Raw genomic sequence first — 13,175 nt, 5'->3', positions numbered from 1 at the left:
CGCGCGGGGGCCATCCAACCGGCCCCCCGAAGCAGGCTGGGCATGGGAACTCGTGTGCACACGGGTCCCCATGCCCTAAACTCGAGGCATAGTCACCGCAGAAACCGGCTCTGGGTCGGCAAGGAGCTCGCCATGAAATACCGGCTGATCGGCATGATCGGTACTGTCCTGCTGGCCTTCCTGCTCACGGGTCCGGTGGCGGCGGAAAAGCCCTCCGACGAGCGTGCACTCGCAGGCATCGAACACGGCCAGATCCTCTGGGACATCACCATTGGCGATCCCGAACGCCTGATTGCCCGGCTGAGCGTTATCGAGGAGACCCACGAGGACATGGTGCGCCAGGGTCTGGAACCGAACATGGTGTTCGCGTTTCGCGGTGGTGCCGCCGCGCTGATTGCACGCGACACCGACCACCTGGAGATCGAGGACGTATCGGCGGTACGCCACATCCATGACCGCCTGGCCGACATCCAGGAGCTGGATGGTGTCCACATGGAGGCCTGCTATATCGCCACCCGTCGCTTCGATCTCGGCCAGGACGACCTGATCCCGGGCGTCAATCTGGTGGGCAACACCTTCCTGTCCATCATGGGCTACGAGCAGCAGGGATACACCACTATCCGGATCGACTGACCCAGCACCTCAAATCCCGGTACAATCCGGGTGATTTCGTCTCGCGGCCAGACAGCGCGGGCAAGACACGCAATAACCACCCGGGCACCGGCAACAGCGGCGACGACGCCCGTTGGCATGCGCCCGGCGTTTGCGACAGGGGGGATGGTTGGCTCATCTGGAGATCACGACCTTCGGCACAGTCGGCGTGCGGGTCGAGGGCCGTGATGTGCCCGCCCTGTCCGGCACCAAGCTGGGGCTGTTGCTGACCTACCTGGCGGCCGAATGCCCACGGCGCGTGCCACGCCAGGAGCTGGCGCACCTGTTCTGGCCCGAGCTGGACAGCGACAGCGCACGTGTCAACCTGCGCCAGGGGCTATTTCAACTGCGGCGGCAACTGCCGGACCCGCCCGCCGCCCTGCTCGAGGCCACACCGCGCTACGTCCACTTCCAGCTTCAGCCCGGCACCGAGATCGATTTCCTCGCCCTGCACCGCCTGCGGGCCGACCGCAGCCACCTGAGCTGCAACGAACTGGCCGCACAAACCCTCGCGAGCATCCGCCACTACCATGGCCCCTTTCTTGATCCCGTGCGCGCACTCCAGGATCTCCCCGAGCTCGCCGCCTGGGCACAGACACAGCGCGACCACTACTGGTCCCAGCTGCTCCTCCTGATCGAGGAAAATCTCGACGATCTCTGCCACTCCGCAGACGCCGAAGCCCTGCTCACCGAACTCCAGCGACTGCTGGCGATGGAGCCCCATGAAGAGGCCCTGCACCGCCTGGTCATGCTGACCCTGGCCGGCATGGGTAACCGCGAGCGGGCGCTGGAACACTTTGGCCGCCTGGAGCGCCAGGCGGTCGATGGCCCTGGCCACCTGCTGGTGCGAACCCGCGACGAAATCCTGGCCCCAACACCAAAGACACCGGCAACGGTGTCTTCGACTACCACACCCGAAACAGCCTCTCTGCGTGCCGAGCGCCGCCGGGTCACCGTTGTGGCCTGCCTGGTCCAGGCGGACGCCGAGCTTGACGTCGAGCTGCAGAATGAACGCATGCAACACACCCTGGAGCAACTGGACCTGGTCCTGTTGAACCATCGGGGGCATGTGGTTCGGGCCCCTGGCAGCGGCCTCCTCGCCTATTTTGGCTATCCTGCAGGTCGCGAGCAGGCCACCGTCGATGCCGTCCACGCCGCCTGGCAAGTCCTGCAAACAGCCCCGAGCGACTGCGAGCTGCGCATAAGCGTCGATACCGACCTCATCGTAACCGGGGTCGACCCGGACACCCCCGACCCCGCTGGCCTGCTCAGCCAGCGCGCACAGGCTCTGGCACGTTCGACCGACACGGGGACGCTCGTGGTCTCGCCATCCGTGCACCAGCGCGTCTCGGGGTATTTTCTGTTCAGCCCTCACGCAGGCACGGGAGTACTCGAAGGAAGCCAGCGCGTCACCGGCGACCCCGGCCCCCTGGATCGCGTCGATGCCCAGCACGCCCGAGGTGGCCTCACTCCTCTGGCGGGACGCACAGAGGAGCTTGAGCGCCTGCACATGATCTGGCGCCAGACACTCGAACATCACAAACCACACTATGTACTGATTCAGGGTGAAGCCGGCTTGGGCAAGAGCCGTCTCGCACGACACCTCGACGAGCGCATCCGCGGCCAGGCGCGCTCGCGCTTCCTGCTGAAGTGCCGCGAGGACCGCTCGCGGCACTTGTTGACGCCCGTGCGTCAAGCGTTCGCCACCTGGCTTGGGCTCGGCAGCATGAATGCCAGCCGCCAGCGCCGACTGGCACGTGCCCTCGGCACCGCTCGGTCACTCGATGCGGACATCGCCGACGCCCTGGCGCACTGGCTCACACACCCGGACAGCAACGGGCTCGAAGCACTGGCCGCGCAGGGTCTCGACCGGGATCACATCATTGATGTCCTCGTCGAACTCGCCCGGCGCCGAGCCCAACGAGGCCCCATCCTGCTGATCTGCGACGACCTGCACTGGATGGATTCCGGCACGGCCGAATTCCTCCGACGCCTGTATCAGCGCCTGCATGACCGCCCGTTGCTGACCCTGCTCACGGCCCGCATGAGTTTTCGTTCCAACTGGCGCGATGTCCCGCTCGAGCACCTGCGACTGCACGCCCTGCCCGACCAGGCTGCACATGAACTCATCGAGCGTTGCGACACCCGGCATCGCCTGACGAAACACCTGCGCGCGCAACTCATCGAACGCGGCGAGGGCGTCCCGCTTTTTCTCGAGGAGCTGACGCGCTACACCCTCGAAGCGGCGCGCACCGGGACCCTGCCCGACACCTTGCCGCCCGGGCTGGCTAATCTGCTGGTGGCACGTCTGGAACAAACCGGGACCGCGCGTGACCTGGCCCACGCCGCGGCCGTAATCGGACGCGATTTTGATACGCGCATCCTGAGTCACCTCCTGGAGCAGCCGGCCGACGTGATCCGCCGCCAGCTCAGCCGCCTCACCGGCCGCGGATTCATCGAGCCGGTCGGCGTCCTGGACGGTGTGCGCTACCGGTTCCGTCACGCGCTGTTTCAGCAGGCCGCCTACGAATCCATGCTGGTGGCCGAACGAACGCGTCTTCACGGCCGCCTGGCCGATCTCCTGCGTGACGATGAAGGCACGAGCAGTATCGACTGGGGCCAGGTGGCCAGCCATCTCTATCACGCCGGGCGTGTGGAGGAGGCGGTGCCCGCCTGGCTCGAGGCGGGAGAGGCGGCGTTCGCCCGGGGCATGCTGCTGGAGGCCTCGCACTACTTCGAAGACGCGCTCAGCTGCCTCGATCGCGAGCTGGGTGAGCGGGAACCCTCGGAAGAACGCGATGCGCAGACCCAGCGAGCCCTGGGCGGACTGGGTGCCTCAAACCTCGCCTTGCTGGGATACGGCTCGCGCACGGTGCACGCGATCTTTGAGCGTACGCTGGGCATCACCGCGCCCCAGCGAGACGCGGTGCAGTACTTCCGTGTGCTCTGGGGACTTTGGCACGGTGCCGGATCCTGGCATGGCTTTGATGAAGCCCACCGCCTGGCCAACGACATGGAGCAGGTCGCAGAGCAGTCGAACGACCGCCTGCTACGGATCGCCGCTCACTATGTACAAGGCAACACGCACTTCTGGAGTGGCCAGCTGCCGCTGGCGCTGGAACACCAGACCCAGGCGCTCGCCCTGTACCGCGAAGACGACCACCCACACCTGGTCGCGCGCCACACCGAAAACCCTGCGATCAGCTCACGCGGCTTCATGGCCTGGACGCTCCTCTTCTTCGGCAACCACGCTCGCGCGTGGGATGAAATGGATGCGGCCTGCGCCGAGGCCACAGCGCTGGAACACCGCCCCACCGAGGCCTTTGTCTACGCCTTCCGGGCAGCGCTTGGCTTCTTCGCCGACGACCCTGACGAAGCCCTGACCTCCGCCCGCCGCGCGCTCGCGATTGCCGAGGACTATGACTATCCCCTCTGGCGGGCCTCAGGCCTGGCACTACAGCACTGGGCTCTCGCCCGCCAGGGCGACCCCTCGGCTGTGGCTCCACTCCGGGAACAGGCAGATGCATTGCGCCACATCATGGATGGCGTCAGCACCATCTTTCAGCTCTTCCTGCTCGACGCCCTGCATGCAACCGGCGCCAAGCCCTCGGAGCGTCTGCAGATCGCCACCGATACACTGACCAACTGCCTGAAACGAGGGGACCACGGCTTCGAACCCGCCATCCGGCGACTGCGGGCGCATGCGCTACTGGAACGCAGCGACGGCACCGACAACGAGGGCTGGCAGGAGCTGGAGCGGGCGCGCCGTCTGGCCCACGACCACGGCAACCCGAATATCGAACGATTAACCCTGCTCGACTATGCCCGCTTTGCTCGCGATGACGTCTGGCGCCAGTGGAGCGAACGCGAACTCCTGCGCATCAACCACTGCATCATCCCCCGACGACACCCATCCGAGCAGGCGCTGCAGCAAAACCCGCAACTCGCCTGAACCGGTCCCGCGCCAGCACGGGTACCGGCGCGCACAAAAGAAAAGGCCCGAACCTTTCGATTCGGGCCTTCTCGGAATAATGGCGTCCCCACGGGGATTCGAACCCCGGTCGCCGCCGTGAAAGGGCGGTGTCCTAGGCCTCTAGACGATGGGGACGCAGAGGCAACGTCTTGTTGCTAGTTTGGCGGGCCCTGGGGCCGGCCGCTTCTGTGACCTCCGGCGGTCTCACGATAAATGATCGTGGTTACAACACCGGTAAACACCAGAAGAAATCCGATCGGAACCGCCGCAATCAGGGGCTTGGACCAGGTTTGCTCCCCGGTGAACATCAGCCCGAAACCGCCGAACAGCCCAACCACTGCAATCACCAGACCCACCCAGATGGATATAACCCCAAAACGATGCATCGGTGAACTCGCTTACACCCGAATTTGGTGGAGCCAGGCGGGATCGAACCGCCGACCTCCTGCATGCCATGCAGGCGCTCTCCCAGCTGAGCTATGGCCCCGTGTCAGGCGAGCGCGTACTGTAGCCAGCACCCCCTGGAGTGTCAACCCGCTTCCGCCGAAATTTTCTTCAGCGCCCGCTCGATCCGAGCCAGTGATCGCTCACGCCCAATCAGCACCAGGGTGTCGTCGATCGGCGGCGATACTGTGCCGCCGGTCAGGGCCACACGCAGCGGCTGCGCGACCTTGCCCAGCTTGAGATCCAGCCGCTCGCCGGTGTGCACCACGACCTCGTGCAAAGGCTCCTTCTCCCAGGCCCCCAGCGCACTGAAACCGTCATGCAGCGTCTGCAGCACCGGGAGTGCTTCGGCGGTGAGCTGCTTGCGCGCGGCCTTCTCGTCGTAGTCCTCGAACTCGCGGTAGAAGTACACGCTGTTCTCGGCCATCTCGCGAAGGGTACGCGCCCGCTCGCGCTGAGCGATCACCACGTCGCGCATCGCCGGGCCGCTGGACGGATCGATACCCAACTGACCCAGGTGCCAGCCGAACTCCAGCGCCACATGATCCGGGTCCAGCGACTTGATGTAGTGCTGGTTCAACCACAGGAGCTTGTCCGGGTTGATCGCGGAGGCGGACTGGTTCACGTCCTGGATATCGAACAGGCGCACCAGCTCGTCGACCGAGAAAATTTCCTGATCGCCATGGGCCCAGCCCAGGCGCACCAGGTAGTTCAGTAGCGCCTCCGGCAGATAGCCCTCGTCGCGGTACTGCATCACCGAGACCGCGCCATGGCGCTTGGACAGCTTGGCGCCGTCCGGGCCCATGATCATCGGCAGGTGGCCGTAGCGCGGCGGTTCCACGTCCAGCGCCTTCAGGATGTTGATCTGGCGCGGGGTGTTGTTCAAGTGGTCATCGCCACGGACCACATGGGTGATCCCCATATCCATGTCGTCGACCACCACCGTCAGGTTGTAGGTTGGCGAGCCGTCGGAGCGGGCGATGATCAGGTCGTCCAGCTCGCTGTTCTGGAACGCGACCTTGCCGCGCACCATGTCGTCGACGATGGTCACCCCCTCGTCCGGCGTGCGAAAACGGATTACCGGCTCCACGCCCTCGCGCGGCTCGGTGCGCGCCCGGCAGCGACCGTCGTAGCGCGGCTTTTCCTTGCGCGCCTTCTGCTCCTCGCGCATCGCATCCAACTCTTCCTTCGTGCAGTAGCAGCGATAGGCGTGACCTGCGGCCATCAGCTGGTCGATTACCTCCTTGTACCGATCAAAACGCTCCGTCTGATAGAACGGCCCGTGATCGTAAGTCAGCCCCAGCCAGTTCATCCCCTCAAGGATCGCGTTGACCGATTCCGCATTGCTGCGCTCCAGATCGGTGTCTTCGATGCGCAGCACGAACTCGCCACCGTGGTGACGCGCATACAGCCAGGAGAACAGCGCGGTGCGGGCACCGCCAATATGCAGATAGCCGGTCGGACTGGGGGCAAAACGGGTACGAAAAGTCATGCGAAGCACTCGTTCCTGAGGAAGGTGGAATTTGAAGGCGCCTAGGGTAGCAGAACGCCGCGGGGCTGCCGCAGGGACCGCGGTCTATACTGGAGTTGGGACCACACGGATGCCCGAACGCGGGCCAAAGGAGCCTTCATGAATCCCACGCTCACCCGACTTTCCACGTTACTGGCACTGACCGGCGGCCTGGCGCTGGCCGGGAATGCCATGGCGACCGACCGCATTGCGCCACCGGACGGGGCCGAGGTTTATTTCATCAGTCCACAGGATGGCGAAACGCTCGAAAGTCCAGTGCGTGTCCAGATGGGCCTGCGCGGCATGGGTGTCGCGCCGGCCGGCGTGGAGATGGACAACACCGGCCACCACCACCTGCTGGTGAACAAGCCACTCGACGAGGTGGACCTGGATGCCTCGCTGCCCTTCTCCGACCACAAGCGTCATTTCGGTGGTGGACAGACCGAGGGCGAGCTGGAACTGGAACCCGGCGAGTACACCCTGCAGTTGCTGTTCATGGACTACCGCCACATCAGCTTCGACCCACCGGTTGTGTCCGAAAAGATCACTATTACGGTCGAATAAACGCACCCACGAAAAAGCCCCTCCGTCTCCGGAGGGGGCTTGTAACACCCGATCCCAGTGCGGCCAGTTACGGCAGCGCGGGGATATCGAAGCGCGGCATCTCGCCGGTCAGTGCGTGCATGAAGGCCTCGATGTCCGCGACCTCGTCATCGCTGAACTCCATGCCCAGCATCTCCTGCCCCATGATGCGGATCGCCTCGTCCAGCGTCGCGGTCTCGCCGTTGTTCATGTAGGGGTAGGTCAGCGCCACATTGCGCAGCGTCGGGGTCTTGAACGCGAACTTGTCGGCCTCATCGCCCGTGACCAGATAGCGGCCCTTGTCTTCCGAGCCCGGCACCTGGATGCGATGGAAGTTGCTGTCGGTCAACGCCGGTCCGCTGTGGCAGGCCACGCAGCCGTTATCGGCGAACAGCTTCATCCCGCGCATCTGCTGCTCGCTCATCGCACCCTCGTCCCCGACCAGCCAGCGATCCAGCGGCGAATTCGGGGTGTTCAGCGTGCGCTGGAACGTCGCCAGGGCCTTGGCCACGTGGTCGGTATTGATCACGTTGTCGCCGTCATAATCGGGATAGGCGGCCTCGAACTTCTCCTGGTACTCGTTGAACTCCTCCAGGCGCGCGATCGCCTCCTCCAGCGGCATCGCCATCTCGATCGCGTCCTGGATCGGGCCCAGGGCCTGGCCTTCCAGATCGTCCTCGCGGCCATCCCAGAACTGGGCCGTGAAGAAGCCGGAATTCAGCACGGTCGGGGTATTGCGCTCGCCAACCTGGCCGTCATGGCCCACCGCGCGCGGGATGCGGTCCGCCCAGCCCAGCGCCGGGTTGTGGCAGGTGGCGCAGGAGATCACGCCGGAGCTGGAGATGCGCGGCTCGAAGAACAGCATCTTGCCCAGCTCGATCTTCTCCTTGGTCATCGAGTTGTCCGCCGGGATCGGCGGCAGCGCCGGCAGCGGCTCGAACACGTCGCGGTATTCGGAATAGTCGGTATCGGCCACGGCCGGGGCTGCGGCCCCGAACGCGACGGCTGCACAAGCCGCCAGCGCCGTCATGCGGAATCCGGAAAGCGTTTTCATACAGGTCTCCCTTGAGTAACAGATGAGTAACAGACATCTGAGAAGCGGATATCGGCGCGAACCGAAATAGACTCGGTCCAAACCACTTAAAACCCACCCTACAGACGCGGAAACCTGGTCGCGATCAAAATCCGCCCCGGAGATGATCTGCATCAATTATCAGCCTCCAGGGGAGCCGGGTTCGCCCCCACTACACCGTTTCCCGGGATACCCGGACAAACTTGACCCCCCCTTTTCCCTCCATTACGGTTCGCCCCTCTCTAGGTGCCCCGGCGCTCAGCCGCCGGGGATAATCGGGAAGCCGGTGCGCGAATCGACATTCGCAAGGCCGGCACTGCCCCCGCAACGGTAGGCGGAGACGGGCGGATCCAATGCCACTGCGGCGCATCCCCGGGATGCCCGCGGGAAGGCGATCCGCCCTGGATGCATCGCGCATCCACTTCGCGAGTCCGGAGACCGGCCTGGACGACACCCGACGCCGCGGTGGGCGGCCGAGCGGGCCAGTCCGGCGTGCTCGCATCGCCCGGCCTCCCCTGCTCCCTGTCCAGCTTCCGGCGTCGTTTCATCCACGGCGTGCGGGGTCGCGCGTCCAAGGGAGCAACCCAACAATGAACCATACCCATCTCCGACCGGGACAGCATGCCGTCCCGGCCCTGGCCACCCTGTGCCTGATGACGGCCGCGGGCATCGCGCCGGCACAAGCCGGCTTCGAATTCGGCGACGCGGAAGACGGCCTGCAGGTCACCCTGGATCCGCTGATCCAGGGCCGCTACAGCTACGAACGAGACCCGGATGGCTCCAGCAGCGAATTCGACTTCCGTCGTGCCTGGCTGGACACCTCGGGCACCCTGTTCCACCCCGATCTGAGCTTCCGCCTGCAGCCGGATTTCAGCAGCGGCGAGCTGTCCATGCGCGACATCTGGTTGCAGTACGCACTGGGTGAACACCTGGGCCTGCGGGCTGGCCAGTTTACGGTCCCCTTCGGCCTGTCGCGGGATATCGGCGGACCCAACCGCCTGTTCACCGAACTGAGCATCGCCGGCAACCAGTTCGAGGTTCCGGCCGGCCGCGACACCGGTATCGCCCTGCTGGGCGGCGCCGGCGACAACCGGGCATGGGCCATCGGCGTGTTTGACGGTCGCGGGCGTCTGGATCAGCGCGACGATCGCCCCTCCACATCCGGCCACCTGTTCAGCGCGCGCGGCGCGTGGGCCCCGGTCGGCGCAGTCCCACGTGACAACACCACGTTAGGCCAGGCCGTGGAGCGCACCGTCGCCCTGGGCGCCGGCGTACAGGCCGCCAGCCGCAACCACCTGCGCGACTGGAGCCGCGGCATCGAAGACACGGTGGCCAACCAACGCGCCGACTGGATCACCGCCACCGCCGACGCGGTGGTCAAGTTCGCCCATACCTCGCTGTCGCTGGCGGCCTTCCGCCGCGATGTCTCCCCCGACCGCACCGCGAGCTACCACGACCTGGGGGCCGAACTGGAACTGGCGCAGTCGCTGCCGGTGGAGGGACTGGAGTTCGCCGCGCGCCACGCCGTATTGCGCCACGACGCAGGCGACGATCTTGGCACTGACGAGCGCTGGCAGCGTGAATGGGGTGCCGGCCTCAACTGGTATCACCGTGGCCAGCGGCACAAGACCCAACTGATGTGGCTGGACCGCGACACCGACACCTCGGACTGGGAGCTGCACCTGCAGCACCAGTTCCGCTTCTGAGAAATGACCGGGAGAATCGACATGAACTGGATGCAACCGATCCACCACCCGTTGAGAACCACCCTCTTTGCGATCCTGTTGCTGGCTGCCACCGGCAGCCCGGCCACCGCGGAGGTCACTGTCACAATGCCGGGCCCCTGGGGCGACTATGACGAGACCCTGGACGATCCGGCCAAAGTGGATGCGACCGAGGCCTTCCAGCGCTTCCGTCAGCAGAGCATGCAGGGCACCTCGGCCACCTACCGCAGCATCGAGCAGATCCTGCGTTATGACGCACCATTCGCCGAACGTCTGCCCGGTCTGGCCGAGGAACTGGCGCGCCGCGCCGACGACATCGAAACCTGGTTCGCACGCGAGACACCAGCGCGGGACGGCGAACCCGGGGCCCTGCCCGCGGCCTGGGAGGACCCGGAGTTCTCCGAGTACAAGGCAGCCTACCGCGAGGCCGCCGAACGACTGCAGCGCAAGGTGGAGTCGGCCGACGACCTGGAGAACGAAGACTTCCAGCTTCGCGCCACCGAGGCCCTGAACGGCGTGCGCCACCATTGTCTGGCCTGCCACGACAACTACCGCCGCCGCTAAACCGGCCGGGAACCAAGGGGCCGCCGCATGGCGGCCCCTTGCCATGACCCTGATCGGGAAGAAACCGCCTTCGCCTGCAAGCAGACTCCTACAGGTTCCTGGCGATGTGGGAGCCTGCTTGCAGGCGAAAAGCCCCGTGTCCCACAACACCCACCGGCGTTATCCCTGCCTGCGGAAGATCAGGGGCGCCACCGCTTAGTCCCCGTCCATGCCGCGGTAACGGCGCACGTGCGACGGGTCGTACAGCGCACTGTCGCGAAAATCCCCCGGGTCCAGCGCCGGCCCCACCAGGATCAGCGCCGAGCGCCGCGTGGTCAGGGCCTGCGCCCGCTCCGCGATATTCCCCAGCGAACCGCGCACCACGGTCTCGTCCGGCCAGCTGGCGCGAAACACGATCGCCACCGGGCAGTCGCAGCCATAGTGCGGCCGCAGGTCTTCGACCACGGTCTCGATATTGTGCAGCGACAGGTGGATCGCCAGGGTCGCCCCGGTGGCGGCAAAGCTCGCCAGCCGTTCGCGCTCCGGCATGGAGGACGCCCGCCCCGGCGTGCGCGTCAGCACCAACGACTGCGCCACCTCCGGCACCGTCAGTTCCCGCCCCAGGGTCGCCGCGGCGGCAGAGAACGCCGGCACTCCAGGCGTGATGCTGTAGTCGATCCCGGCCGCCTCCAGCCGGCGGGTCTGCTCGCCCAGCGCGCTGTAGACCGAAAGATCGCCGGAGTGCAGGCGCGCCACGTCCTGGCCCGCCGCGTGGGCGCGTTCGATCTCCTCCATGATCGCGTCCAGCGTCAGTGGCGCGGTGTTGACCACGCGCGCCCCCTCCGGGGCATGTTCCAGCACCACCTCCGGCACCAGCGAACCGGCATACAGGCATACCGGGCAGGCCGCGATACGATCGCGCCCGCGCAAAGTCAGCAGATCGGCCGCACCGGGCCCCGCTCCGACAAAATGAACCGTCATCAAAACTCCTCGAAATTCCCGTCTGTCCCGTTCACCGTCCGCACGGCCACCGCGCAGCTCGCCCGTGCCGAGAGCCGCCGCGGCAGCAGCAGGCGCGCCCCGTCGCCGGCCACCGCCAGCGCCGCCGCCTCCGCCACCGAACCGACCCCGGCGGCGGCACGCGAGCGCGAGGAGTCCGTGGACAGGGCAGCGTCGTGCTCGGCCAGCGCGGCCGCCGACGCGAACACCGGCTCCAGCTCCAGGTCGCGCGCGGCCGTCCACAGCACCGGGCTGTCGCCCTTGTGCGCCGGGGCCGCCAGCTGCCGGATCTCGATCGCCTCGCCGCCCCCCGCCCGCAACCCGGCGTGCGCCTCGGCCAGCACCTCGCGGACCAGTGCCTCCAGCTCGCCGGCCGTGCAGGCCGAGGCGAAGCCGACGCCGGGGGTCACCCGGACATGCGCCCCGCTCGGCGTTTCCCTCAGCTCCGGCGCAGCGACCACAGGGTCACCGGCCGCAGCGGCTGCCAGCCGGCCATGCCTCCCAGCGGCTCCGCGCGGCTGACGTTGATCCGCGTGAGCTCGCCGGCGTGGCGCTCGTGCGCCGCCGCCAGCACCGCGTCCCCTTCCACGGTCACGCTGCTGGCGACCAGCCGCCCGCCCGGGCGCAGTTGGCCGATGCAGTGCTCCACCAGCCCCGGCGTGGTCAGCCCGCCGCCGATGAAGATCGCGTCGGGTGGCGGCAGGTCTCCCAGTGCCTCCGGCGCCCGCCCGTGGATGGGACGGAGCGCCGGCACCCCCAGCGTGCTCGCGTTGCGCGCGATGCGTTCCAGGCGCTCCGCGCGCGGCTCGATGGCCACGGCGGTGTTGGCCGGATCCGTCAGCATCCACTCGATGCCGATGGCTCCGGAGCCGGCGCCCACGTCCCACAGCCGCTCGCCGCGTCCGGGCGCCAGCAGGGCCAGCGCCACCGCCCGCACCTCGCGCTTGGTGATCTGGCCGTCCTGCTCGAACTGCGCCTCCGGCCGGCCGGCACTGGCCGCCAGCACCTGCGCCGCCGGATCGGCCCGGCACTCCAGCGCCACCGTGTTCAGCGCCTCGATCGCGACCTCCGGCCAGGCCCCGGCGCGCGCGCGGACCGCCGCCTCGCGGTCCGCACCCAGGGACTGCAATACGGTCAGGGTGGAATCGCCGAAGCCGAGCCCGGTCAGCCAGTGCGCCAGTTCCGCCGGGGTATCCCCGTCGCGGCTCAGGATCAGCAGTCGCGCGCCGTCATGCAGCCAGGGCCGCAGCGCCTCCATCGGCCGGCCGTGCACCGACAGGCAGCGGGTCTGCTGCAGCGGCCAGCCCATGCGCGCGGCGGCCAGGCTGAACGCCGAGGGCGCCGGCCAGACGCAGGTCTGCGCGACCGGAAAACGCCGCATCAGGGTCGCGCCCACCCCGAACCAGAAGGGGTCACCGCTGGCGAGCACGCACAGCGGCTGCCCGGCGCGCGCCTCGATCCAGTCCAGCGCGGTCTCCAGCGGCGACGGCCACACCAGGCGCTCCTGCCCCGGCCGCTCCGGCAGCATCTCCAGATGCCTGGCGCCGCCGATCACCGTCGCCGCCGTGTCCAGCACCATGCGGGCATCCGGGGCCAGCCCGGCGAGTCCCCCCGCGCCCACGCCGACGATATTCAGCCATGGCGCTCGCTCCTCGTTGGTGGCTAGACTGGTCATCC

Annotated in this window: 11 protein-coding genes, 2 tRNA genes and 1 riboswitch; of the genes, 5 read left to right on the top strand and 8 right to left on the bottom strand. The window is 67.2% G+C overall.

The genetic code is table 11. From position 1 onward, the window contains the following. Positions 1-132 precede the first annotated feature (132 nt). Both C936_RS0108675 and C936_RS0108670 read left to right on the top strand, forming a co-directional pair. Entirely contained in the window at positions 133-633 is a 501-nt protein-coding gene (locus tag C936_RS0108675) for a hypothetical protein (RefSeq protein ID WP_018138734.1), read from the top strand. A 148-nt stretch (positions 634-781) separates the two neighbouring features. Beyond that, positions 782-4,603 carry an AAA family ATPase gene (locus tag C936_RS0108670; RefSeq protein WP_018648979.1) on the top strand — a complete coding sequence of 1,274 codons (3,822 nt, stop codon included), beginning with the start codon at positions 782-784 and terminating at the stop codon, positions 4,601-4,603. Between the two features lie 80 nt (positions 4,604-4,683). On the opposite strand, the gene C936_RS0108665 is transcribed toward C936_RS0108670, so the two are convergent. From C936_RS0108665 to gltX, 4 genes are all read right to left on the bottom strand, one after another. Then, a tRNA-Glu gene (locus C936_RS0108665) sits at positions 4,684-4,759 on the bottom strand. A 20-nt stretch (positions 4,760-4,779) separates the two neighbouring features. Beyond that, complete coding sequence (locus tag C936_RS0108660) at positions 4,780-5,010, bottom strand: hypothetical protein (RefSeq protein ID WP_012982227.1); 231 nt, start codon at positions 5,008-5,010, stop codon at positions 4,780-4,782. Between the two features lie 25 nt (positions 5,011-5,035). Beyond that, positions 5,036-5,111 (bottom strand) — tRNA-Ala (locus C936_RS0108655). A 42-nt stretch (positions 5,112-5,153) separates the two neighbouring features. Further along, positions 5,154-6,560, bottom strand: coding sequence for a glutamate--tRNA ligase (gene gltX, locus C936_RS0108650; RefSeq protein ID WP_018174788.1), 1,407 nt, complete (start codon positions 6,558-6,560; stop codon positions 5,154-5,156). Positions 6,561-6,698: 138 nt separating this feature from the next. Between gltX and C936_RS0108645 the strand changes: the two genes are divergently transcribed. Beyond that, the gene (locus C936_RS0108645) at positions 6,699-7,142 is read left to right on the top strand and encodes a DUF4399 domain-containing protein (RefSeq protein WP_018138731.1); all 444 of its coding nucleotides are present in this window, start codon (positions 6,699-6,701) and stop codon (positions 7,140-7,142) included. Between the two features lie 67 nt (positions 7,143-7,209). On the opposite strand, the gene C936_RS0108640 is transcribed toward C936_RS0108645, so the two are convergent. Then, positions 7,210-8,190, bottom strand: a complete 981-nt coding sequence (locus C936_RS0108640; protein WP_018138730.1) for a cytochrome-c peroxidase — start codon at positions 8,188-8,190, stop codon at positions 7,210-7,212. A 269-nt stretch (positions 8,191-8,459) separates the two neighbouring features. Then, a riboswitch (cobalamin riboswitch) is annotated at positions 8,460-8,694 on the top strand. Between the two features lie 128 nt (positions 8,695-8,822). On the opposite strand from C936_RS0108640, the gene C936_RS0108635 reads away from it, so the two are divergent. Both C936_RS0108635 and C936_RS0108630 read left to right on the top strand, forming a co-directional pair. After that, a complete protein-coding gene (locus tag C936_RS0108635) occupies positions 8,823-9,938 on the top strand; it encodes a porin (protein WP_012982223.1) in 1,116 nt (371 codons plus the stop codon). 21 nt (positions 9,939-9,959) lie between these two features. Further along, the gene (locus C936_RS0108630; protein WP_012982222.1) at positions 9,960-10,520 is read left to right on the top strand and encodes a cytochrome c; all 561 of its coding nucleotides are present in this window, start codon (positions 9,960-9,962) and stop codon (positions 10,518-10,520) included. Positions 10,521-10,715: 195 nt separating this feature from the next. On the opposite strand, the gene cobM is transcribed toward C936_RS0108630, so the two are convergent. From cobM to C936_RS0108615, 3 genes are read right to left on the bottom strand one after another with little or no spacing between them, the layout of a single operon-like run. Further along, positions 10,716-11,480, bottom strand: coding sequence for a precorrin-4 C(11)-methyltransferase (gene cobM, locus C936_RS0108625; RefSeq protein ID WP_018648980.1), 765 nt, complete (start codon positions 11,478-11,480; stop codon positions 10,716-10,718). Then, entirely contained in the window at positions 11,480-11,908 is a 429-nt protein-coding gene (locus C936_RS0108620; RefSeq protein WP_018174786.1) for a cobalamin biosynthesis protein, read from the bottom strand. Before C936_RS0108620 ends, cobM begins: the two co-directional genes overlap by 1 nt. A 29-nt stretch (positions 11,909-11,937) precedes the next feature. Beyond that, entirely contained in the window at positions 11,938-13,173 is a 1,236-nt protein-coding gene (locus tag C936_RS0108615; RefSeq protein WP_018648981.1) for a bifunctional cobalt-precorrin-7 (C(5))-methyltransferase/cobalt-precorrin-6B (C(15))-methyltransferase, read from the bottom strand. Between the last annotated feature and the right edge of the window lie 2 nt (positions 13,174-13,175).

Origin of the sequence: Thioalkalivibrio sp. ALJ4 (assembly GCF_000377225.1) — a bacterium.
Taxonomy (GTDB): Bacteria; Pseudomonadota; Gammaproteobacteria; order Ectothiorhodospirales; family Ectothiorhodospiraceae; genus Thioalkalivibrio.
The sequence above is the reverse complement of the archived record's forward strand: the minus strand, read 5'-3'. Positions and strand labels throughout refer to the sequence as shown.